The following is a 21461-nucleotide window of genomic DNA, read 5'->3' on the forward strand; positions in this document are numbered from 1 at the left end:
CCGTAGGTGAGCGTCAATAAGCGAATGCATAAGTGCCGGGGTCCACGAGGGACCCCGGCACGAGGAGAAAGGCTAAACAAAGACGATCTGCGCGCCCTCGGAGAGCTCGATGAAGTCGGTGGCGGAGATGACCCCGTCGATCTCCGGGATCATGTTCGCCTCCTTGATCTTCATCATCTCGACCGTGAGCTTGCAGCCCCAGAGCTTGCCGCCCATCTCGTGGATCTGGTTGAGCATTTCGCGCACCGGCGGGATCTCGAGGTCGGCCATCTGCTTCTTCATCATCTTGGTGGCGAAGCCGGTCACTCCCGGCAGTGCGGCCATGGCCTGCGGGAAGGAGGCCGTGCCGAGCCCGCCCTTGAGTCGCTCGAGCTCCGGCATGTGCATGGCGGTGTTGCCGTTGAAGGTGAACTTCAGGTTGTCGGTGGTGCGCACGTCGATCATGTCGAGGCCCCAGAACGTGAAGAAGATGTCCACGTGGATGCCCTCGGATAGGGCCGCGTTGGCCATGATGAGGGCCGGGTAGGCCATGTCGAGGTTGCCCTTGGAGCAGATGAACGCCATCTTGCGCGGGCCGGAATAGCCCGTTCCTCCCGCGGCACCCTGGGCCGCACCCGCGGCGCCCGAGGCGGCGGGCACGTTATCGCCGAAGTCCGGAATGATGTTGCCGTTGGCATCGATTGGCATGATGATCGTCCTTTCCTTAGACGCACGCCACGGGCTTGGTGGCCCCGGCGATGTAGGCGAGCTTCTTGGCGGGCTTGCCGGGGAAGAGCTCGAAGATGCGGGGGATGTTGAAGCCGCCGACCTTGCTCATCCGCCGCAGCGTGGGTGCGGCGCCCTGGTCGAGGAAGTCCTGGCGGACGAAGCGGACGAGCTTCCACTGCTCCTCGGACAGTTTTTCGATGCCCGCGATGCGCGCGAGCTCGACGGCGAGCTCCGCGTCCCACTCGGAGGCGACGGTGAGGAAGCCCTCCTCGTTGACGGTGATGGGGCGGCCTAGAAATGTGTTGGTGGGCATGTCTTACTCCTCGATGTCCTTGCCGGCGGTGGTCATGTGCGCGCTGAACGGCAGCGGCAGGCCGCGGATGAGCATGTTCCAGTAGACGTGCTCGAAGGCCAGCTTGGATAGGTGATTGATGGCGGACGGCGCGAGCAGCGTGAGCGGGCCGACCTTGGGCAGCGGGAACGTGCCGGTGACCGGCTCCTGCTCGTAGTTGAAGTCGAGCAGCATCGCCTGGCCGCGGCCGGACTCGATGAAGCAGTTGGCGTGGCCGTCGAAGTACTCCGGCACGGGCTTGCCCTCGATGTGGGCGAGCAGGTTGGGGACCAACGCGTCGGCCTGGAAGTGGACCACCGAGCCCGCCTTGGAGGTGGGCACGTCGGTGGCGTCGCCGATCGCCCAGATGTCGGGGGAGACCGTCGACTGGAGGGTGTGCTTGTCCACGGGCAGGAAGCCCGCGTCGTCGCCGAGGCCGGAGTCGGCGATGAGCTGCGCGCCGCGGTTCGGCGGGATGGTGACCAAGAGGTCGAAGTCGACCGCGCGGTTGTCGTAGGACTTCAACTGCTTGTTCTCGCCGTCGACCTCGGCGACCTGGAAGTCGGTGACCACCTTGATGCCGCGCTGGGCGAGGAAGTTGCCCAGCTTCTTGGATGCGACCGGCTTGGTGAACGCCCCGTCGAGCGGGGTGACGAAGGTGATGTCCACATCGAACATCCGGCCCTTCCTGCGCATGTAGTCCTGCGCGAGCAGGGCGAACTCCATGGGCGCCACCGGGCACTTGATGGGCATCTCGGAGATGTGGACCACGAGATTGCCCTTCTTGAAGCCCCTGAGCGCGGGCGCGAGCGCCGTGGATCCGGTAAGCGAGTAGAACTCGTGCACCACGTTCCCGGCGGCGAGCGCCTCCGCCATGCCGGGCACCTCCTCGGGCGCGGTGTGGGTGCCGGTGGCCACGATGAGCTGGTCGTAGTGGAGCACGTCGCCGGAGGCGCAGGTCACCGTCTTGGCGTCCTTGTCGATTGCCGTGGCGGGGTCGGTCCGGTAGTCGACCCCCTTGAGGTAGCGGTCGCGGGGCTTGACCACCTGTTTCGGCGTGTACTTCCCGAACGGGATGAAGAGGTATCCGGGCTGGTAGTGGTGGTCGTTGTCGCGGTCGAGGATCGTGATCGACCAGCCGGCGGGCAGTTTCTCCCGCAGCTTGTTGGCGAGCAGCGTGCCGCCGGTGCCAGCGCCGATGATGATGAGGTTGGACATGGGTCACCTTCTCTAGCGTGGTTGTGCTGTCACCCTCAACGATACCCGGAGGGGTATCAATCCACGGCTTTCGTGGCGCTTCTCACGCGCCGGGAACTTATTCGAGAATCGCCAGCCAGGAGGCGCTTTTCGACGTTCATAAAGCGGGTGAATGAAATCCCGAAGCGCGCCGGAAAGGACTCGACGGGTCCGGCCTGAGCGGTGGCCAAGGTAGCAGCCGCCACCCAGAATTTTTGTTCAGTTTTCCGCGCGGGTCATTGACATCGGTGCTATGGGAGGTCTAGCGTCTACTTAAAGTCAAACTGACCATAAGTAACGAAGAGCTTGTGAAGGAGGTCAGCCGTGGCGAACTGGACCCGGCTCAACGTCGCCGAGCGGCGCATGAAGCCGCCGACGGTGGCGGTGAGCACCATCGCCTTCTCCCTGGAGGTCCCGGACTACGCGCTCGCGGGAACCCGGGAGGGCGTAACACTCCCCGCGGGCGAGGACCCGCGCTGCGGCACCCGCGCGCCGTCGGCCCTGTGGATCCCGCTCGTGCGCCGCATCCGGGCGCCGTTCGTCGGCGCGTGGGCGCTGCCCGGCGGGCCGACCCGCTGGGACCAGACGCTCACCGAGACCGCCATGGACACCCTCGTCGCGGCCACCGGCGCCACCCCGAACTACCTGGAACAGCTCTACTCTTTCGGCTCGGTGGAGCGCTCCGCGGAGGCCGAGCGGCTGGTCACCATCGCCTATTGGGCGCAGTTCAACCACGCCGATCTCGTCTCGGCCGCGGGCCGTGAGGCGTCGACAAGCGAAAATGCCGACGGCAACGTGGCCTGGTTCAGCGTGGACGAGCTGCCGGAGCTGGCCTTTGACCACGGCGAGATCATCCGCGTGGGGCTAGATCGCCTGCGGGCGAAGACCACCTATTCGGTGGTCGCGCACCGCTTCCTCGGTGAGGAGTTCACGCTCGCGCAGCTGCGCACAGTCCACGAGGTCATCCTCGAACACCGTCTTGACCCCGCCAACTTCCGAAGACAGATCCTTTCTAGCGAGTCCGTCGAAGAGACCGGCAACGTGCTCACCGGGACAAAGCACAGACCGGCGAAGCTCTACCGCTTCACCTGCGGGCGCGACTAAGCGGCCCGCCAACCACCCAAGAAAACACAGCCACACACCGCCCCAAAGGAGACTGCCATGACCAGTGTGCAGGAATTGATCAACGCCGCTGCAGCGCGCGAGAAGGCAGCGACCACCGCCGCGAACGACGCGACAGGCCTTGCTGGCGCCAAGCTGCCGCTTTTTACCACCAGCTACCCGGCGGAGCTGTCCACCTGCGACACCGAGCTGGTCAAAGATCCGTGGCAGGTTGACCAGGACACCTCCTACGGCCCCGGCGCCTCCATCGCCGACCCGTTCCCGGCCAAGGCGCCGCACCAGGGCAGCCTGCCCGGGCGCTACACGCAGGCGAGCATCAAGGAGCTGGAGGAGATGATCGCCGCCGCCAAGGATGAGCTCGGCGACCGGGTGAAGATCCTCGGCCACTTCTACCAGCGCGACGAGATCGTGAAGTTCGCCGACTTCGTGGGCGACTCCTTCAACCTGGCGCAGGCCGCCAAGCAGCACCCGGAGGCCGAGGCCTTCGTCTTCTGCGGCGTGCACTTCATGGCCGAGACCGCCGACATCCTCTCCACGCCCGAGCAGGCGGTCATCCTCCCGAACCTCGCCGCGGGCTGCTCCATGGCCGACATGGCCACCATCGACCAGGTCGAGCGCTGCTGGAGCGAGCTGCAGGCGGCGCTTGCCGACGCTACGCCGGCGGCCGCCAAGGCCCCGCTCGTGCCCGTCACCTACATGAACTCCTCGGCCGACATCAAGGCATTCTGCGGCCGCAACGGCGGCATCGTGTGCACCTCCTCGAACGCCCGCACCGTCCTCGAGTGGGTCTTCGAGCGCGGCGAGCGCGTCGTCTTCCTGCCCGACCAGCACCTAGGCCGCAATACGGCCAAGGCGATGGGGATCCCCGAGGAGCAGATCATCATGTGGAACCCGCGCCTCGAGCTGGGCGGCAACACGCCCGAGCAGGTGCGCGATGCCAAGGTGATCCTGTGGAACGGCTTCTGCTCCGTGCACAAGCGCTTCACGGTGGCCCAGATCGAGCACGCCCGCGCCGAGTTCCCCGGCGTGCGCGTCATCGTCCACCCGGAGTGCCCCGCACCCGTGGTCGACGCCGCCGACGCCTCCGGCTCCACCGAGCTCATCCGCCGCGAGGTCGAGGCCAGCAAGCCCGGCGACGTGCTCGCCATCGGCACCGAGATCAACCTGGTCAATCGGCTTGCCTCGCAGTACCCGGACCGCACCATCTTCTGCCTGGATCCGGTCGTCTGCCCGTGCTCCACGATGTATCGCATCCACCCGGCCTACCTCGCCTGGACTTTGGAATCGCTGTGTGCGGGGGAGACCCCCAACCGCATCACCGTCGAAGAGGGCGTAGCCGCCGACGCCCGCGTCGCCCTCGAGCGCATGCTCGCGGCGCGCCCCTAACCTCATCCCCACGTTTCAAGAATCGAAGTACCACCAATGACCAGCATCATCGTCGTCGGCTCCGGCGTCGCCGGGATGACGGCCGCGCTGACCGCGGCCGGCCAGGGCGCCGAGGTCGCGCTCGTCTACCCGGGCCCTAGCATCGCCGAGTCCGAGGGCAGCACGCAGCTTGCCCAGGGCGGCATCGCCGCGGCTATCGACCGCGCCGACGACGTCGACGACCACTACCGCGACACGCTTGCCGCAGGCGCCGGGACCGTCGACGCCCTCGCCGCCCACCAGCTCACCTTCCTCGGGCAGAAGGAGGTCCGCCGCCTCATCGGAGCGGGCTTCCCCGTGGACAAGCGCCCCGACGGCTCCATCGACCAGGGGCTCGAGGCCGCCCACAGCTTCGCCCGCATTGTCCATGCGGCGGGCGACCAGACCGGCCTCATGCTGCACCGCTTCCTCACCTCGGAGGTGGCCAAACAGCCTCGCATCGTGCACTACCCGAACCGCCAGCTCATCGAGCTCATCGTGAGCGACGGCCAGGTTCGCGGGGTTACCGTGCGCAGCGGCGGCGAGGAGCTGCCCATGCTCGCCGACGCCGTTATCCTCGCCACCGGCGGCTACTGCGGGGTGTACTCCCGCTCGACGGGCGCCCCGCAGGCCACCGGCTGCGGCATCCTCGTCGCGGCGCGTGCGGGCGCGATCGTCTCCGACATGGAGTTCGTGCAGTTCCACCCGACGGTGCTGGCTGGCACCCGCAACCTCATCACCGAGGCCGTGCGCGGCGCGGGAGGAGTGCTGCGCGACGATTCCGGCCGCCGCTTCATGTTCGACTTCGACGAGCGCGGCGAGCTCGCGCCCCGCGACGTCGTCTCTAACGGCGTGTTCCACACCTTGGCGTCGACAGGCGGAAGCGTGTGGCTGGACGCAACCGGCATCGTGAAGGAGAAGGGCGCGGAGGCCCTGAACAAGGAGTTCCCGGGGATCTCCGCGATGCTGCGCGCGGAGGGGATCGACTGGACCCGAGAGCTGGTCCCGATCACCCCGGCCGCCCACTACTCGATGGGCGGGGTCGCCACCGATACCAAGGGCCGCACCACGCTGCCGGGGCTGTTCGCCGCGGGCGAGGTGGCCAACACCGGCGTCCACGGCGCCAACCGCCTGGCCTCTAACTCGCTGCTCGAGGGCCTCGTCTTCGGCCGCCGCGCGGGCGAGGAGGCGGTGAGCTTTGGCTCGGGCGCCCACAGCGAGTGGTTGCACGGCCGCACCCGACTGCGGATCGACGACCTCGAGGTCGCCGTGCCCGCCCCCACCCGGCTCGTCCTTGCCGACAACGCCCTTTCCGCCGCCCACGCGGCCATCGACGCGGGTCTTGGCATCGAGCGTGACGCGGCAGGGATCACCGCCTGCCAGCAGTCGCTGCGCCAGCTGGCCTGCGACGCCGAGGCCGGACATATCGCCGAGTTGGGGCTGCTTATCGCCGCGGGCGCGCTCGCACGCGAGGAGTCCCGCGGTGCCCACCGCCGCAGCGACTTTCCCGGAACGAGCGAGGGCTTCGCCCGTCCGCAGGGCGTGCGGCTCGTGGAAAGTCCAGCTCTGAAACCTGACACTGTGTGCGCTTCCACACCACTGACTACATCGACGAAAGCTTAAGACTTTGCTCACCCACGACACCATCACCACCGCGGTCTCGGCCGCCCTGCGCGAGGATGCCCCCTGGGGCGACATCACGGTTCAGGCCGCGATTCCCGAGGACGCCCGCATCCGCACCGCGCTGACTGCCCGCGAGCCGGGCGTGTTCTCCGGCGGGGAGGTCGTGCGCGCGGCGTTCACTCTGACCGACCCGCGTATCACGGTCAGCGAGCTGGTCGCCGACGGGACGCGTTTCCAGGCTGGCGACCAGCTCGCCGTCATCGAGGGCCCGGCGCGCGGCGTCCTCACCGCCGAGCGCATCGCGCTCAACTTCTCCCAGCGCATGTCGGCGGTGGCCACCCTCACCGCGGCCTACGTCGATGCCGTGGCGGGCACGGGCGCGCGCATCGTGGACACCCGCAAGACCACCCCTGGGCTGCGCGCGTTTGAGAAGCACTCCGTCCGTGTCGGCGGCGGCCACAACCACCGCTATAGCCTCTCCGACGCGGTCATGGTCAAGGACAACCACCTGGCGGCGCTCGGCGTCTCCGACCCGACCAGCGACGGTCCGGCCGTGACCGCCGCCCTGCGCACCATCCGCGAGCGGGTCGGCCACACCACCTGCATCATCGTCGAGGTCGACCGCCTCGAGCAGATCCAGCCGGTCCTCGACGCGGGTGTCAACAGCATCCTGCTGGACAACTTCTCCCTCGAGGACCTGCGCGCAGCCGTGAGACTCATCGATCACCGCGTCGTCGTGGAGGCCTCCGGCAACGTCAGCCTCGAGACCGTCGCCGACATCGCGGCCACCGGCGTCGACGTTATCTCGGTGGGCAAGCTCACCCACAGCTACTGCTCTCTCGATCTGGGCCTCGACGAGCTGACGCTGGACGCATAGGAAAGCGCGAACCCATGACCTTGGCCTACCGCTATCTCGACGCCTCCGCCACCGCGCCGCTTCGCCCCGAGGCCCAGGCCGCCATGCTGCGGGTGTGGCAGCAGGGCCAGGCCAACGCCTCGAGCGTGCACCAGGCAGGTCACCGCGCCGCCCGAGAGCTCGAGCGGTCCCGCGCCACGATCGCCAGCGCCTTCGGGGTGCGCCCCGGCGGGGTGGTGTTCACCTCCGGGGGCACGGAGGCCAACAACCTGGCGATCATCGGCCGGGCGTTGGCCGCGCCCCGCGGCCGCCACCTAGTAACCACGGAGATCGAGCACTCCTCGGTGCTAGAAAGCTGCCGCTACCTTGAGCGCACGCACGGCTTCGAGCTGAGCTACCTGCCCGTCGACGGACGCGGACGCCTCGTGGACGCAGCCATCCCCGAGGTGTTGCGCGCGGATACGACGCTCGTCGCCGTGGGACTGGCCAACGCGGAGGTCGGAACGGTCCAGGACCTTTCCCTGCTTGCCGACGCCACGCGGAAAGCCCGTATCCACCTGCATGTCGATGCCGTGCAGGCCGCGCCCTCGCTGCCGGTGAGCCTCGCCGCCGGTTCTTGGCCGGGGGAGGGCGTGGACTCCCTGGCGCTCGCCTCGCATAAGTTCGGCGGCCCGCAGGGCATGGGGGCGCTCCTCCTGCCGCGCGACGTGCCGCTCGAGCCGCTCATCCACGGCGGCCACCACGAGGGCGACCGGCGCGCCGGGACGGAGAATGTGGCCGGTGCCGCGGGCTTCGCCGCGGCAGGCGAGGCCTCCCGCCAGCACCTGGGGCGCGATGCGGTGGCGCTCATGTCGAGCCGCGACGCGCTCATCGCCGCGGTGTTCGGCGGCGTGCCCGGCGCGCGGCTGACCGGCCACGCGACCGAGCGCCTGCCGGGGCACGCCAGCTTCGTCGTCGAGGGCACCAGCGGCGAGGCGATCCTCGTCGCGCTGGACACCGCCGGCTTCGCGGTCTCGTCTGGCTCGGCCTGCAAGGCGGGCAGCGACGAGCCCTCGCCCGCGCTGCTAGCGATGGGGATCCCGTCCGAGCTCGCGCGCTCGGCGATTCGCTTTACCCTGCCGGCGCCGATCGACGAGGCAACTATTACTCGCATCGTCGAGGTGATGCGCGGGGAGGTTGTAGGCTCGCGGCCGTAGGCGTCGACAAGCGAAAACCGCAGGCAGAGGCCATGTCGCGTGGGCTTTGTAGGGTGGCAGCCGATGGCTACTGAAATCGAAACCTTAAAGCAACGCGTCGCCCGCTCGCGGCCGAGCGTGGGGTTTTTCTACTCGGTGTTCGTGACGTTGACCGCGGCGCTGTTTCTCGCGGCGTTGTTCCTCGACGATCCCGCAACGCGCGCGGCGCTGCTCGATCTCGGCGCGAAAGTGCTGGGGCCGATTGCCGCCGCGTGTGTTGCGTGGCTGGGCGTGGCGCACACCGTGCGGAACAACCGGCGCCAGGAGGTGTTGAAGGAGTGGCACGCTAACGTGCGCTGGGCCGCCGAGCTGTGCCTTGACGGGAGCGAGCAGAGGCTGCTGCTCGGCGTCGGGCTGCTTGACGCCCTCGATAACCACCCTGACCTCGAGGAACCGGAGCAGGCCTTCATCGACGCGGCGCTCGACGGCATTGCGGAGGCCTATCTTGAAAGCGGTTTTGTGGGCTACGATGAGGGCCAAGAAAGGAGTGATACCCCATGACCCAGGACATTCGTGAGACCTCGCGCGATCGCGACAGGCTGCCGCGCTACCCGGAGCGGCCGTCGAAGGGCCAGATCGCCGCGGCCAAGCTCATCATCAAGCGCGCCGAGGAGGGCAAGGGAAAGCTGCCCGTCACTCCCGGGGTGCGGTACATGGCTAGCTTCGGCTAGGCGCCCTCGAGGGGAAAGGCGTCGAAGGCCGTGGCGGGTGCTCCTGCCGCGGCCTTGAGCGCCTCAGCTGCCTTTCGGGCGCCACGGAGCAGCTGCTCGCGCTCGCTCGCGGGCACCAGGCTTCCGCCGGTCAGCCACACGAGGTGCGTGGCGCTGGGCGGGGAGTCCACGCGCCAGGCGGCGGTCAGCCCAGCGGTGGCGGACGGCTCGACGAACACCCCCTCGGACTCGCGCAGCCAGGACACCGCCGCCAGCAGCGCCTCGTCGGTGACGGTGTGGAAGGAGCCGACCATGGGGGAAACGTGGTCGACGATGAGCTGGGAGGGGCGCTGCACCGCCAGCCCGTCGGCGAGCGTGTGCCCGGAAAGGCCCAGGTCGTAGCAGGAGGCGCCGCGCCCCAGTCCGGTGGCCACCCCGATGAGCATGCACGGGCTGTCGACCGGCTCCACGAAGTGGCAGCGAACGTGGTCGCCGAAGACGTGCTTGAGCCCGAAGGTCACCCCGCCGGGCCCGCCGCCGACCCCGCACGGCAGGTAGACGTGCAGCGGGTGCGAGGCGTCGACCGCGATGTTGGCTGCCTCAAGCTGCGCGCGCAGCCGGTGCGCGGCCACCGCGTATCCCGCAAGCAGCCCGAAGGAGTATTCGTCGTCGACGAAGTAGGCGTTTGCCTCCCGCGATGTTTCCGCCCGCGCGGCGGCGATCGCCTCGGAGAATAGCCCCTCGTGCTCGATGACCGTCGAGCCCCTGCGCCGCAGCAGCTCCTTCTTCCACTGCTTCGCGTCCACAGACATGTGCACCCGGGTGGGGAAGCCCAGCGTGGGGCCGATCGTGCCGATGGACAGACCCAGGTTGCCGGTCGATCCGACCGCCACCTTTATCCGGGCGGCGCGTGCGCGGAACTCCGGGCTGTCGAAGACCTCCTTTAGGGGCGCGCCGGGGGAGAGCTCCTCGGCGATCGAACACGCCAGCTGGAGCACCTCGTGAATCCCGCCCCGGGCCTTAATCGAGCCGGAGATGGGCAGCGAGTCGTCGCGCTTGAGAAACAGGCGCCCGCGAAGCTCGCCGCCGAGCTGCTGATTCAGGAGCCGTTGCAGCGCGGGCGCTTCCTGGATGGGGGACTCGATGAGCCCGCCCGCGGCCGCCGTCTCGGGGAAGCGGGCGGCGATCCACGGCGCGCAGCGGTCTAGCCGTTCGGCGGCCTCCTCGATAAGTCGCGCGTCGAGCGGCCGATCGAGCGGGCGTTCGCCGCGCAGCCACGCGACCGGGCGCCTAGCGGCAACCGCCCGCAGTAGCTCCTCGTTCACGCGCGTCCTCCCTCCACTTGGAATGCACCGATTGTAGCTTTTGCTTGCCGACGCCCACCTTCGGCGGGGAGGTTTGTATCATGAGGGAAACCCGGCACCGTGACACGCCCGGGAGAGGAACCAATGAGGAATAGGGGATCCCGTGCCTTCGAACCAAGCCCTGAGCCCGCGCCTGCTTCGCGCCATCAACTTCGCCGCCGTCGCGCACGATGGGCACTACCGCAAGCGCACCCACATCCCGTACGTCACCCACCTGTTCGGCGTCATGCACCTGCTCGCGAGCGTCACCGACGACGAGGATATCCTCATCGCCGCCCTGTGCCACGACACGTTGGAGGACGTCCCCGACAAGGTCACCGAGGACATGCTGCGCAAGAACTTCGGCGAGCGGGTGCTGGGCATCATCAAGGGCGTAACCAAGGACGGGAGCCTGAAGAGCTGGCAGGCGCGCTCCGACGCCTACCTCGAGCACCTGGAAAACACGGCCAGCGAGGAGTCCGTGCTGCTCAGCGTTGCCGACAAGCTCTACAACCTCACCAGCATCCTCGTCGACCACGAGGAGATCGGGGAGGAGATCTGGACGCGCTTCAACTCCGGGAAGGATCGCCAGAAGTGGTGGTACCGCCGGGTGTATGAGGTGGCGGCGTCGCGGCTGGAGCCGAACCCGCTGCTCGAGCAGCTACGAGCCGGGGTGGAAGAGCTCGAGGCGCTGTAGGTGGGGTGCCTACGCTATCGCTTCTTCGACTTCACGTGCTCGACTTCGCGGAGAAAATTACCCCAGCGGGGTATGGAAAACCGGTGAAGTCTAGTGAGTGAAGTCGACCTTGGCTTGTAAGCCGAAGGCGTCGACAAGCAAAAGCTACAAGGCCTCGCTGAGGATGGCCGCGGACTTGGTGAGCGCGTCGGCCCACAACGCGCCGGGGCTCGGCTTGAGGCGCTCGGTCGGGCCGGAGATCGAGAGCACGGCCGTGAACAGGCCCTCGGAGTTGAACACGGGCGCGGAGCAGGAGGCCAGTCCTACCTCGCGCTCGGAGACGGACTCGGCCCAGCCCTGCTCGCGGACCTGTTCGAGGTCGGCGAGCGTGATCTTGTCGGTCTTGGCGAGGATGGATTCGCGCAGCGACGGCGAGGCGTAGGCGAGGAAGACCTTGGCGGCGGAGCCCGCGGTGAGCGGGAGGCGCGTGCCCACGGGCACGGTGTTGTGCAGGCCGCTGCCGGGCTCGCGCGCGGCGATGCAGACGCGGGTGGCGCCGGCAAGCTGGTAGAGCTGCACCGACTCGCTAGACTCGTCCATGAGGGCGGTCATGATGGGGCCTGCGACGTCGATAAGTTTGGTGGAGCTGTTGGCCCCGAGGGACGTTAGCACCGCTCCGATGGTCCAGCGCCCGTCGGTTGTGCGGGTGAGGATGTGGTGCACCTCGAGGGCGGTGGCGAGCCGGTGCGCGGTGGCGCGGGGCAGGCCGGTGGCCTCGGAGAGCTCGGAGAGCGAGCGTGGGTGTTCGGCCACGGTGAGCATGATGAGCACGGCGCGGTCGAGAACCTTAATTCCGCTTGTTGTTGCAGAATCTGTGTTAATCTGTCCCATGACACGATATTATCATTCCAAAATGTGAGATGCACCCCGATCGGGGTTTCGCTAGGAAGTTAGAGGTGAATTGATCCATGACCAGCCCCGTGGATTCGGCCAACAAGAAGCTGACCCTCGCCGAGAAGGTATGGCGCGACCACGTCGTATCTAAAGGCGAGAACGGCGAGCCCGACCTGATCTTCATCGACCTGCAGCTGCTGCACGAGGTGACCTCCCCGCAGGCCTTCGACGGCCTGCGCATGAACGGCCGCAAGCTGCGCCACCCCGAGCTACACCTGGCCACCGAGGACCACAACGTGCCCACCGAGGGCATCGTCAAGGGCAGCCTGCTCGAGATCAAGGACCAGACCTCCCGCACGCAGGTGGAGACCCTGCGCAAGAACTGCGAGGAGTTCGGCGTGCGCCTGCACCCGATGGGCGACATCAACCAGGGCATCGTCCACCAGGTCGGCCCGCAGCTGGGTGCGACCCAGCCGGGCATGACCATCGTCTGCGGCGACTCCCACACCTCCACCCACGGCGCCTTCGGCGCGATGGCCTTCGGCATCGGCACCTCCGAGGTCGAGCACGTCATGGCCACCCAGACGCTCTCGCTCAAGCCATTTAAGACCATGGCCGTCAACGTCTCCGGCGAGCTGCAGCCGGGCGTGTCCGCCAAGGACCTGATCCTCGCGATCATCGCCAAGATCGGCACCGGCGGCGGCCAGGGCCACGTCATCGAGTACCGCGGCGAGGCCATCGAGAAGCTGTCGATGGAAGCCCGCATGACCATCTGCAACATGTCCATCGAGGCCGGCGCCCGCGCGGGCATGATCGCCCCCGATCAGACCACCTTCGACTACGTCGAGGGCCGCGAGCTGGCGCCGAAGGGCGCCGACTGGGACGCCGCCGTCGCCTACTGGAAGACCCTGCCCACCGACGAGGGCGCCGAGTTCGACAAGGTCGTCGACATCGACGGCTCCGCACTGACCCCGTTCGTCACCTGGGGCACCAACCCCGGCCAGGGCCTGCCGCTGTCCGCCAACGTGCCCAGCCCCGAGGACTTCACCAACGACAACGACAAGGCCGCTTGCGAGAAGGCCCTGAAGTACATGGACCTCACCCCGGGCACCCCGCTGCGCGAGGTCAAGGTCGACACCGTCTTCCTGGGCTCCTGCACCAACGGCCGCCTCGAGGACCTGCGCAAGGCCGCCGCCGTGGTCAAGGGCCGCAAGGTCGCCGACTCCGTGCGCTTCATGGTCGTTCCCTCCACCACCCTGGTCAAGGAGCAGGCGGAGGAAGAAGGCCTAGACAAGATCTTCATCGAGGCCGGTGCCGACTGGCGCACCGCGGGCTGCTCGATGTGCCTGGGCATGAACCCGGACCAGCTCAAGCCGGGCGAGCGCTCCGCATCCACCTCGAACCGCAACTTCGAGGGCCGCCAGGGCCCCGGCGGCCGCACCCACCTAGTCTCCCCGGAGGTCGCCGCCGCCACCGCCATCAAGGGCACCCTGGCCTCTCCCGCTGACCTTCCCGCGCTCTAAAGCACCGTCACCACCGAACTAGTTAAGGAAGAAACTGATGGAAAAGTTTGAAACCCACACCGGTGTAGGCGTGCCGCTGACCCGCTCCAACGTGGACACCGACCAGATCATCCCCGCTGTGTTCCTCAAGCGCGTGACCCGCACCGGCTTTGAGGACGGCCTGTTTAACAACTGGCGCACCAACGAGCCTGACTTCGTGCTCAACCAGGACGCCTACAAGAACGGCTCCGTGCTCATCGCCGGCCCCGACTTCGGCACCGGCTCCTCCCGTGAGCACGCCGTCTGGGCGCTCATGGACTACGGCTTCAAGGCCGTGTTCTCCTCCCGCTTCGCCGACATCTTCCGCGGCAACTCCGGCAAGGCGGGCCTGCTCACCGGCCTCATGGAGCAGTCCGACATCGAGCTTCTGTGGAAGCAGCTCGAGCAGGAGCCGGGCAAGGAGGTCACCGTCAGCCTCGAGGACCGCACCGTCACCTGCGGCGAGAACGTCTACTCCTTCGACGTCGACGACTACACCCGCTGGCGCCTGCTGGAGGGCCTCGACGACATCGGCCTGACCCTGCGCAAGGAGGACGAGATCGCCGCCTTCGAGGCAAAGCGCCCCTCCTTCAAGCCAAAGACGCAGTAACTTCGCAGCACAAGTGGAAAGCCCAGCTAGAGCAGTTTAGCTGGGCTTTTCGACGTCTATAGCAGGACGCTCTGCATCCCAGCTTCGCAGGCGTCGTGCGGCGAACCGCCTGTGGAATCAATTGTCGGCCCAATCAGCTGAGGTCGAAGCCGTCCGCGGGAGGAGGCGTAGAAATGAACATCGAAATAAGGAGAACCAACAACCGCGAGCTCGAAATGCGTCGAGACACACTCACAAAACGACTGTTTTCTGCAATCGCCGACGATGGCGCACCCGATTTCTCCCTCGAAGACGTGAGGGAGATGTCGGCGTCAGGAATGATGAGCGTGGAGGAGCGAAAGCTGTATGACGAGCTGCGCCGCGTGGAACTGCTCCTGGGTGAGTAGCTAGGGCGGCGCTCGACCAACTCACTTCACCGGCAGCGGGCTCTCCAGGTAGTCAGCGCCGGTGAGGTCGCCGTGGTTGAAGGAGAGCACCCACACGCTGGCCTTCTTCGCCGAGGTGTCCACGAGCGGGAGGCGGCCCTTGGCGGACAGCAGCGCGATCATGTCGGGGATGATGAGGCCCTGGCCGCAGACGACGGAGATGCCGCCCTTGGCGATGATGTCCTCGAACGCCTGCTGCGACTTGGCCATGTTCGTGATCCAGCCGTCGTCGCCGTAGAGCTCGTCGACTGCGACATCCACGCCGAGCGCCTCGGCGAGCGGGGCGACGGTGGACTGGCAGCGGTCGGGGACGGCCGAGTAGACGGCCGACGGGCGGAAGGGGAGCAGCATCGGCACGAGCAGCTCCGCCTGGCGTCGGCCCTTGCGGTCGAGCGGGCGCTTGTTGTCATTGCCCGCCCAGCTGGCGCGCTTGTGGGCGTGCGCGTGACGGACGTAGAGGATCCGCGAGGTCGCGGGCAGGCGGAAGCGCTTCTCCGCCTTGTCTAGGACGCTGCGGTCGACGTCGTAACTTAGGAGCGAGCGGGCCTCGGAGAGCGGAAGCCAGCGGATCTCGTCGACCTCGTGGTTGGGGGTGAACTCGCCGCCTAAGACCTCGCCGGTCCAGTAGTAGACCACCTTCATGCGGTCGAGGACGGGGTAGTTGACCTTGCCCAGGAGCTTGCCCAGGCGCACGTCGTAGCCGGTCTCCTCCTTGATCTCCCTCGCGGCGGTGGTGGGCAGGGACTCGCCCGGGTCGACCTTGCCCTTGGCCAGGGACCAGTCGTCGTAGTGCGGGCGGTGGATGACGGCGACCTCGATGGAGTCGACGTCCTCGAGGCTACCGCGCCACAGGACGGCGCCGGCGGCCAGCGTGGAGCGCTTGAATTCCTTCGCCGGCTGGGCGCCGATGACCTGGTGTCGCCCCACGAGCTCGAGCTCAGAGCCCTGATCCTTGTTGTTTTCGTGAGGTTTCTTGGACATCGACGTGGCCTTTCCGTCCGCTCTACTAGTTCTTTGCTTGTTTATTGACGATAATCCACCCGGGGGCAATTTGCCCGTCGCCTCGGTGCGTGTGTCGGCCGGGAAGCGTTTTCCCCCACATGCGTGCAGTGGCTCCCCGCTGGGAGCCAGCTGAACGTAAGATGGACGAACCGGGGGTTGCCCATGCCGTAGGCGTCGAAAAGCCCCAGCAAACAAACGCGCAAGGAGTGCAGAGTGAAGGTTGCCGTGATGGGAGCGGGCTCGTGGGGGACGACCCTCGCGAAGGTTTTTTCGGACGCTGGCTGCCGCGTCACGCTCTGGGCGCGCCGGGCCGAGGTGGCAGACGCGATCAACGCCGAGCGCCACAATCCCGACTACTTGAGCGATATCACGCTGCCGGTGGCCCTGGGGGCGACCCACGACCCGGCCGAGGCGATGCGGGAGGCGGAGATCATCGTCCTCGCCGTGCCGTCGCAGACGCTGCGTGAGAACCTCGCCCGCTGGACCGACCTCATCCCGCAGGGCGCCACGCTCGTGAGCTTGGCCAAGGGCATCGAGAAGGGGTCCTTCCTGCGCATGAGCCAGGTCATCACCGAGGTGACCGGCGTCGACGAGCAACGCATCGCCGTGCTGTCCGGGCCGAACCTCGCCCGCGAGATCGCCGAGGAACAGCCCGCGGCCACCGTCATTGCGTGCAAGGACGAAAACCGCGCCAAGCTTGTCCAAGCGGCGCTGGCCTCGCCGTACTTTAGGCCGTACACCAACTCCGACGTCATCGGCTGCGAGGTCGGCGGCGCCAGCAAGAACGTCATCGCGCTCGCCTGCGGCATGGCCTCCGGCCGGGGGTTGGGGGAGAACACCATCGCCACCGTGATCACCAGGGGGCTTGCCGAGATCACCCGCCTGGGGATCGCGATGGGCGCGGACGCCCGCACCTTCTCCGGGCTCGCGGGCCTGGGCGACCTGGTGGCCACCTGTTCCTCGCCGCTGTCGCGCAACCGCTCCTTCGGCGCTCGCCTCGGCGAGGGCGGCACCTTGGAGGAGGCCAAGGCCGCCACCAACGGCCAGGTGGCCGAGGGGGTCATCAGCTCCCAGTCGATCTTCCAGCTCGCGCAGAAGCACAAGGTGGACATGCCGATCACGCAGGCCGTCTACGGCGTGTGCCACAAGGGTGCGGACGTGGGGGCGATGGTCGCGGCGCTCATGGGGCGCTCCAAGAAGGCGGAGTAAGAAGCGGGCCCGCGGCCCGCCGCCTAGGCGTTAAGTCCGCCGAGGAAAAAGGTGGGCGTCGAAAAGCAAAGCGATGAAAGCGACAAGGTAGAGTGAGCAACCGTGACTGCTAACTCGAACGCCAAAATCAAGGTCGCCGTCGTCTACGGTGGCCGCAGCTCTGAACACAACGTCTCCTGCGTGTCCGCGGGCGCGATCATGAGCCACCTCGACCCCGAGCGCTACGAGGTGTACCCCGTGGGCATCACCAAGGACGGCGCCTGGACCGTCGGCGAGTCCGACCCGGACAAGCTCAAGCTGGTCGACCGCGTCATGCCCGAGGTCGAGTTCGTGCGCGAGGTCGCGCTGTCGCTCAACCCCGCCACCAAGGGACAGTTCCGCTTCGAGGACGGCAGCCTGTACGCGCAGGTCGACGTCATCTTCCCCGTGCTCCACGGCCGCTTCGGCGAGGACGGCACCATCCAGGGCATGTTCGAGCTCTCCGGCGTGCCGTACGTGGGCACCGGCGTCTTAAGCTCCGCCTGCGGCATGGACAAGGAATACACCAAGAAGCTCCTGGCGGCCGAGGGCCTGCCGGTGGGCAAGGAGGTCATCCTCCGCGGCGCCGAGCAGCTCACCGAAGCAGACAAGAAGCTGCTGGGACTTCCGGTGTTCGTCAAGCCCGCCCGGGGCGGCTCCTCCATCGGCATCTCGCGCGTGGCCAGCTGGGACGACATCGACGCGGCCATCTCCCTTGCCCGCGAGCACGACTCCAAGGTCATCGTCGAGTCCGAGATCATTGGCGCCGAGGTCGAGTGCGGCGTGCTCGACCAGCCGGGCGTGGGGCTGGTGGCCTCGCTGCCGGCGCAGCTCATCGACACCGACGAGGGCGACGAGGGCTTCTACGGCTTCGACACCAAGTACTTGGACGACGTGGTCACCGCCCACATCCCGGCCCCGCAGCCGGAGGAGACCATCGAGCTGATCCGCTCCCTCTCGCTCGAGGCCTTCCAGGCGCTCAACTGCGAGGGGCTGGCTCGCGTGGACTTCTTCGTCACCGCCAACGGCCCCGTCATCAACGAGATCAACACCATGCCGGGCTTCACCCCGATCTCCATGTACCCGCAGGTCTTCGCCGCGACCGGCATCAAGTACGAGGAGCTTCTCGACGACCTTGTCACGAACGCCCTGAACCGGCAGTAGCCACGCATTTTGTTGTTGCCCTTCTGCGTTTGCGGGTATCCGGTTGTGGGTAGCCACCCACAACCGTAAAGGGAGCAGGCCCGCCGCGATGCGCACCACGCGCCGCGGCGGGCCAGTTGCGTTGTGGCCGGGTTGTGACCTGGTTTGTGGCGTTTCGGCGGGGTGGAAACGGGCGCTCTCCGGGCCGTGGGCGGGGTAGCCTGGCAGGTGTACACCAAGCTTGGACTGCGCCGACGAGTGCGGTTGGGCTTAGCGGAGCGAGATTCTCAAGGGAGCGATGATGAGCACTCCAGGGATGGCGAGCGGCGAACACATCTACGACGTCATCGTCGTCGGCGGCGGCCAGTCAGGCCTTGCCACCGGCTACTACCTGCGCCGGCACAAGCTGGACTTCCTCATCCTCGACGACCAGGATTCGCCAGGCGGCGGGTGGCGGCACGTGTGGGACTCGATGACGCTGTTTTCCACCGCCGAGTTCTCCAACCTGCCCGGCATCCCGATGCCGCACTACGACGGGTTCCCGCCCGCGAGCCACGTCATCGACTACCTCGCGGCCTACGAGGCCCGCTACGAGCTGCCGGTGAGAAGGCCGGTGAGGGTCGAGCGGGTCGGCCACGAGGGCGGCCTGTTCGTCGTTGAGACCGACCAAGGCGTGCTGCGCGCCCGCTGCGTCATCGCCGCCACGGGGACGTGGTCGGCGCCGTTCGTGCCCACCTACCCGGGACGCTTCCACGGCAGGCAGTGGCACTCGGCCAACTATCCGGGCCCCGCGCCCTTTAAGAGGCAGTCCGTCGCGGTAGTCGGCGGCGCGAACTCCGGGGCGCAGATCGCCGCGGAGCTGGCCAACTCGCCGGAGGTCGGGCCGGTCCTCTGGTACACGCTCGAGCCGCCGAGGTGGATGCCCGACGACATCGACGGCCGCGAGCTCTTCCGCCGCAACCGCGGGCGCGCGTTGGCGATCCTGCGCGGCGAACCCGATCCCGGCCCGGACTCGCTCCTCGGCGACATCGTCATGCTCCCGTCCGTGAAGGAGGCGAGGGATTTGGGGCGGCTGCGCGCCCGCCCGATGTTCGCATCGCTCAAGGAGGTCTACGCCGACAACCTCATCTGGTGCACGGGCTTCCGCCCGGCGCTAGGGCCCTTCCGCCGGCTCGTGCGCGGGCGCGCCCCGCTGGTTCAGGGGCTGTACTTCGTGGGCTACGGCGACTGGGTGGGGCCCGGGGCCGCGACCATCACGGGGGTCGGTCCCTACGCAAAGAAGGCAGCCGCTGACGCGGCCGCCTTCGTGAGGATGAAGCGATAAGAAGCACTGGGGCTATTCGGTCGAGGCGATCGTCTGCTCGATGGCCTTGGTGAACTCCACCAGCGCCGCGTCGCCGCTGGCCTGGGGAACCGACACGGCCACCACGTTGGTGCGGTTGACCGAGTAGTAGGTGGCCGCGGTCGTGCCGTTGCCCACCGTGGTGTCCTCGAACCACGCAACGCCGTTGATCTGCTGCAGCTTCGCGCCGGCCTGGTAGGCGGCGGGGAAGGCCACGCCGCAGCGAAGCGCCACCGGCTCGTAGCCGTCGACGGTCCACGCGGCGGTGAGGTTGCCCAGCTGGTCGCCGGTGTAGCGGGAGTACGTCGGATCGGTGCCGAATTCATCCGGCAGGGCGTCGGCCAGCGCGGAGCAGCTGCCTGACTCACCCGCGGCGAGGTCGGTCAGCGGGGTGGGCTGCGGCTGCGCCTGCGTGGTGTCGAGGTTGCTCAGCGCGTCGTTGAGCGCGGCCGAGGTGAAATCGTTGTCGCCCAAACCCTCCTCGTCGGTGGAGATGGCCACGACGGGGGAGCGGTTGACCGTGTACCACGTCTGCAGCGTCGACTGCGGGGTGGTATCGACCACGCGCAGCCACTCGGTGCCGTCGATCGTGGTCGTCGGGGACAGAGCCGTGTACTGCAGCGGGAGATTCACGCCGCAGCGCAGGGTGATCTGCTGCTGGCTGTTGGACTGCCAGGCCGCCGCGCCGTCCGGCTTCGGCTCCACGAGCTCGGCGCGCTTGTGGCCGAGGAACTTCGCCGGCAGGGCGTCGACAAGCTGCGAACACTGCTCGGAGCTGGCCAGCGGCGCGTCGATCACCGACATCCCCACCGGCTGGTTCGCCGCCTTCTGATACACGAGCTTCGCGCCGACCATCACGCCGACCACGAGAACGAGTGCCAAGATGAGCGCCAGCAGAATCGGCGTTCGTTTAAAGCTGTTGTCTTGTCGTGCATCCATGCTTTTGAGAGTACGCGGCGCCCGATTCCCCGATCAATTCACCGTTTTTTTCGTTTGCTTGTCGACGCCTGCCGCTCCGCCGCCGCCCCTCCCACGAAGGGAGGAAGCCCCCTCCTTGATTGTCCAATCCGTGCGCCGGGCATTACTCTCGGGGGTGATATGAAGCCACCGAAGAACCCCACCCTGGCCGAGGTCGGCGAGCAGGCCGCCATCAACGTCATCATCGCCCACGCCCCCAGCTCCCGCAACGGCGACGACGCGGCCGTCCTGCCGCACGCGGCCCCCAACTCGCGCATGGTGGTGACCACGGACATGCTGGTGGAAAACCGTCACTTCAGCCTCGACTGGTCCACGCCCGCGGAGATCGGGCGCAAGGCCATCACCCAGAACTTCGCCGACGTCGAGGCCATGGGCGCGCGCCCCATCGCGGCGCTCCTAGGGCTCAGCGTCCCAAGCTACACCCGCCTTGGCTTCGTCTCCGACCTGGCACGCGGCATCGCCCAGCGCGTCGGCGACTACGGCGCGGAGCTGGTCGGTGGCGACATCACCGACGGCGAGGCCATCGTCATCTCCGTGACCGCCATCGGCCAGCTCGGCGGCTCGATCCCGGCGCTCACCCTGGACGCCGCCCGCCCCGGCCAGATCCTCATCGCCTCCGGCGAGATCGGCGCCTCGGCCGCGGGCTACGCGCTGCTCAAGCGCTTCGGACGCGACGGGGTGCCCAGGGAGTTCATGCCGCTCATCCAGTCCCACTGCGCGACCAAGATCCCGCGGGGCCGCGGCTTCGTGGCACGTACCGCCGGCGTGACCGCCATGACCGACAACTCCGACGGCCTCGTCCACGACCTCGAGACCATGGCGCGCCGGTCCGGGGTGACCATCAACGTCGACTCCGCGGGCATTTCCCCCTCGCCGCTCATGCGCAAGGCCGCCGAGCTGCTTAGCGCTGACCCGTGGGAGTGGGTGCTCTCCGGCGGGGAGGACCATACCCTTCTCGCCACCACCAACTGCGCGCCGCCGGTGGGCTTCCGCAGGATCGGGCTGGTCAACAAGCAGCACTTCCACCGGCTGGTCACCGTCGACCACAAGACCCCGGACTACACCGCGGGGTGGAATAGCTTCTAGCCGCCAACCGCACCCGCCGACCGCTTCTC

Annotated in this window: 22 protein-coding genes; 15 read left to right on the plus strand and 7 right to left on the minus strand. The window is 67.7% G+C overall.

The features are described from left to right. Positions 1 to 72 precede the first annotated feature (72 nt). From B843_RS06240 to sqr, 3 genes are read right to left on the minus strand one after another with little or no spacing between them, the layout of a single operon-like run. Entirely contained in the window at positions 73 to 687 is a 615-nt protein-coding gene (locus B843_RS06240) for a DsrE/DsrF/DrsH-like family protein (protein WP_025252658.1), read from the minus strand. A gap of 16 nt (positions 688 to 703) precedes the next feature. Continuing rightward, on the minus strand, positions 704 to 1021 hold the full coding sequence (locus tag B843_RS14015; protein WP_025252659.1) for a TusE/DsrC/DsvC family sulfur relay protein: 318 nt from the start codon (positions 1019 to 1021) through the stop codon (positions 704 to 706). 3 nt (positions 1022 to 1024) lie between these two features. Continuing rightward, positions 1025 to 2257, minus strand: coding sequence for a type III sulfide quinone reductase, selenoprotein subtype (gene sqr / locus B843_RS06250; RefSeq protein WP_025252660.1), 1233 nt, complete (start codon positions 2255 to 2257; stop codon positions 1025 to 1027). Positions 2258 to 2599: 342 nt separating this feature from the next. On the opposite strand from sqr, the gene B843_RS06255 reads away from it, so the two are divergent. From B843_RS06255 to B843_RS13795, 7 genes are all read left to right on the plus strand, one after another. Further along, positions 2600 to 3379: an NUDIX hydrolase gene (locus B843_RS06255; RefSeq protein ID WP_038595352.1), complete on the plus strand. Its 780-nt coding sequence runs from the start codon at positions 2600 to 2602 to the stop codon at positions 3377 to 3379. A 57-nt stretch (positions 3380 to 3436) separates the two neighbouring features. Next, complete coding sequence (nadA, locus tag B843_RS06260) at positions 3437 to 4783, plus strand: quinolinate synthase NadA (protein WP_025253945.1); 1347 nt, start codon at positions 3437 to 3439, stop codon at positions 4781 to 4783. Between the two features lie 36 nt (positions 4784 to 4819). Continuing rightward, positions 4820 to 6424, plus strand: a complete 1605-nt coding sequence (locus B843_RS06265; RefSeq protein WP_025252661.1) for an L-aspartate oxidase — start codon at positions 4820 to 4822, stop codon at positions 6422 to 6424. A 4-nt stretch (positions 6425 to 6428) separates the two neighbouring features. Then, positions 6429 to 7301, plus strand: coding sequence for a carboxylating nicotinate-nucleotide diphosphorylase (nadC, locus tag B843_RS06270; protein WP_025252662.1), 873 nt, complete (start codon positions 6429 to 6431; stop codon positions 7299 to 7301). Between the two features lie 14 nt (positions 7302 to 7315). Beyond that, positions 7316 to 8476: a cysteine desulfurase family protein gene (locus B843_RS06275; RefSeq protein ID WP_038595354.1), complete on the plus strand. Its 1161-nt coding sequence runs from the start codon at positions 7316 to 7318 to the stop codon at positions 8474 to 8476. A 63-nt stretch (positions 8477 to 8539) separates the two neighbouring features. After that, the gene (locus B843_RS06280) at positions 8540 to 9016 is read left to right on the plus strand and encodes a hypothetical protein (protein WP_034651397.1); all 477 of its coding nucleotides are present in this window, start codon (positions 8540 to 8542) and stop codon (positions 9014 to 9016) included. After that, the gene (locus B843_RS13795; protein WP_231494046.1) at positions 9013 to 9186 is read left to right on the plus strand and encodes an RNA helicase; all 174 of its coding nucleotides are present in this window, start codon (positions 9013 to 9015) and stop codon (positions 9184 to 9186) included. The genes B843_RS06280 and B843_RS13795 overlap by 4 nt, the downstream gene beginning before the upstream one ends. Here B843_RS13795 and B843_RS06285 read toward each other — a convergent pair. After that, positions 9183 to 10490, minus strand: coding sequence for a D-serine ammonia-lyase (locus B843_RS06285; RefSeq protein WP_025252665.1), 1308 nt, complete (start codon positions 10488 to 10490; stop codon positions 9183 to 9185). The two genes, B843_RS13795 and B843_RS06285, sit on opposite strands and share 4 nt — an antisense overlap. 142 nt (positions 10491 to 10632) lie before the next feature. Between B843_RS06285 and B843_RS06290 the strand changes: the two genes are divergently transcribed. Further along, positions 10633 to 11205, plus strand: a complete 573-nt coding sequence (locus B843_RS06290; protein WP_025252666.1) for an HD domain-containing protein — start codon at positions 10633 to 10635, stop codon at positions 11203 to 11205. Between the two features lie 144 nt (positions 11206 to 11349). On the opposite strand, the gene B843_RS06295 is transcribed toward B843_RS06290, so the two are convergent. Further along, positions 11350 to 12075: an IclR family transcriptional regulator gene (locus tag B843_RS06295; RefSeq protein WP_025252667.1), complete on the minus strand. Its 726-nt coding sequence runs from the start codon at positions 12073 to 12075 to the stop codon at positions 11350 to 11352. Between the two features lie 77 nt (positions 12076 to 12152). Between B843_RS06295 and leuC the strand changes: the two genes are divergently transcribed. From leuC to B843_RS06310, 3 genes are all read left to right on the plus strand, one after another. Next, positions 12153 to 13601, plus strand: coding sequence for a 3-isopropylmalate dehydratase large subunit (leuC, locus tag B843_RS06300; RefSeq protein ID WP_025252668.1), 1449 nt, complete (start codon positions 12153 to 12155; stop codon positions 13599 to 13601). 37 nt (positions 13602 to 13638) lie between these two features. Continuing rightward, a complete protein-coding gene (gene leuD / locus B843_RS06305; protein WP_025252669.1) occupies positions 13639 to 14229 on the plus strand; it encodes a 3-isopropylmalate dehydratase small subunit in 591 nt (196 codons plus the stop codon). A gap of 173 nt (positions 14230 to 14402) precedes the next feature. Beyond that, the gene (locus tag B843_RS06310) at positions 14403 to 14615 is read left to right on the plus strand and encodes a hypothetical protein (protein WP_025252670.1); all 213 of its coding nucleotides are present in this window, start codon (positions 14403 to 14405) and stop codon (positions 14613 to 14615) included. A gap of 21 nt (positions 14616 to 14636) precedes the next feature. Here the strand turns inward: B843_RS06310 and B843_RS06315 are convergent, their stop codons facing one another. Then, complete coding sequence (locus tag B843_RS06315; RefSeq protein WP_025252671.1) at positions 14637 to 15635, minus strand: NUDIX hydrolase; 999 nt, start codon at positions 15633 to 15635, stop codon at positions 14637 to 14639. A gap of 234 nt (positions 15636 to 15869) precedes the next feature. Here B843_RS06315 and B843_RS06320 point away from each other — a divergent pair, with 234 nt between their 5' ends. The 3 genes from B843_RS06320 (at position 15870) to B843_RS06330 (ending at position 19350) form a co-directional block, all read left to right on the plus strand. Next, complete coding sequence (locus tag B843_RS06320; RefSeq protein ID WP_025252672.1) at positions 15870 to 16865, plus strand: NAD(P)H-dependent glycerol-3-phosphate dehydrogenase; 996 nt, start codon at positions 15870 to 15872, stop codon at positions 16863 to 16865. Positions 16866 to 16967: 102 nt separating this feature from the next. Continuing rightward, positions 16968 to 18047, plus strand: a complete 1080-nt coding sequence (locus B843_RS06325; RefSeq protein WP_025252673.1) for a D-alanine--D-alanine ligase family protein — start codon at positions 16968 to 16970, stop codon at positions 18045 to 18047. A gap of 277 nt (positions 18048 to 18324) precedes the next feature. Further along, positions 18325 to 19350 carry an NAD(P)-binding domain-containing protein gene (locus B843_RS06330; RefSeq protein ID WP_025252674.1) on the plus strand — a complete coding sequence of 342 codons (1026 nt, stop codon included), beginning with the start codon at positions 18325 to 18327 and terminating at the stop codon, positions 19348 to 19350. Between the two features lie 12 nt (positions 19351 to 19362). On the opposite strand, the gene B843_RS06335 is transcribed toward B843_RS06330, so the two are convergent. Continuing rightward, the gene (locus B843_RS06335; protein WP_025252675.1) at positions 19363 to 20307 is read right to left on the minus strand and encodes a DUF3515 domain-containing protein; all 945 of its coding nucleotides are present in this window, start codon (positions 20305 to 20307) and stop codon (positions 19363 to 19365) included. A 159-nt stretch (positions 20308 to 20466) separates the two neighbouring features. Between B843_RS06335 and B843_RS06340 the strand changes: the two genes are divergently transcribed. Beyond that, the gene (locus B843_RS06340; RefSeq protein WP_025252676.1) at positions 20467 to 21432 is read left to right on the plus strand and encodes a thiamine-phosphate kinase; all 966 of its coding nucleotides are present in this window, start codon (positions 20467 to 20469) and stop codon (positions 21430 to 21432) included. Positions 21433 to 21461: the final 29 nt, after the last annotated feature.

Source organism: Corynebacterium vitaeruminis DSM 20294 (assembly GCF_000550805.1).
Lineage (GTDB): Bacteria > Actinomycetota > Actinomycetes > Mycobacteriales > Mycobacteriaceae > Corynebacterium > Corynebacterium vitaeruminis.

Coding starts and splice junctions, on each gene's coding strand:
- B843_RS06240 (WP_025252658.1), bottom strand. CDS start 687: ATGCCAATCGATGCCAACGGCAACATCATTCCGGACTTCGGCGATAAC.
- B843_RS14015 (WP_025252659.1), bottom strand. CDS start 1,021: ATGCCCACCAACACATTTCTAGGCCGCCCCATCACCGTCAACGAGGAG.
- sqr (WP_025252660.1), bottom strand. CDS start 2,257: ATGTCCAACCTCATCATCATCGGCGCTGGCACCGGCGGCACGCTGCTC.
- nadA (WP_025253945.1), top strand. CDS start 3,437: ATGACCAGTGTGCAGGAATTGATCAACGCCGCTGCAGCGCGCGAGAAG.
- B843_RS06265 (WP_025252661.1), top strand. CDS start 4,820: ATGACCAGCATCATCGTCGTCGGCTCCGGCGTCGCCGGGATGACGGCC.
- B843_RS06275 (WP_038595354.1), top strand. CDS start 7,316: ATGACCTTGGCCTACCGCTATCTCGACGCCTCCGCCACCGCGCCGCTT.
- B843_RS06280 (WP_034651397.1), top strand. CDS start 8,540: ATGGCTACTGAAATCGAAACCTTAAAGCAACGCGTCGCCCGCTCGCGG.
- B843_RS13795 (WP_231494046.1), top strand. CDS start 9,013: ATGACCCAGGACATTCGTGAGACCTCGCGCGATCGCGACAGGCTGCCG.
- B843_RS06295 (WP_025252667.1), bottom strand. CDS start 12,075: ATGGGACAGATTAACACAGATTCTGCAACAACAAGCGGAATTAAGGTT.
- leuC (WP_025252668.1), top strand. CDS start 12,153: ATGACCAGCCCCGTGGATTCGGCCAACAAGAAGCTGACCCTCGCCGAG.
- leuD (WP_025252669.1), top strand. CDS start 13,639: ATGGAAAAGTTTGAAACCCACACCGGTGTAGGCGTGCCGCTGACCCGC.
- B843_RS06310 (WP_025252670.1), top strand. CDS start 14,403: ATGAACATCGAAATAAGGAGAACCAACAACCGCGAGCTCGAAATGCGT.
- B843_RS06315 (WP_025252671.1), bottom strand. CDS start 15,635: ATGTCCAAGAAACCTCACGAAAACAACAAGGATCAGGGCTCTGAGCTC.
- B843_RS06330 (WP_025252674.1), top strand. CDS start 18,325: ATGATGAGCACTCCAGGGATGGCGAGCGGCGAACACATCTACGACGTC.
- B843_RS06335 (WP_025252675.1), bottom strand. CDS start 20,307: ATGGATGCACGACAAGACAACAGCTTTAAACGAACGCCGATTCTGCTG.
- B843_RS06340 (WP_025252676.1), top strand. CDS start 20,467: ATGAAGCCACCGAAGAACCCCACCCTGGCCGAGGTCGGCGAGCAGGCC.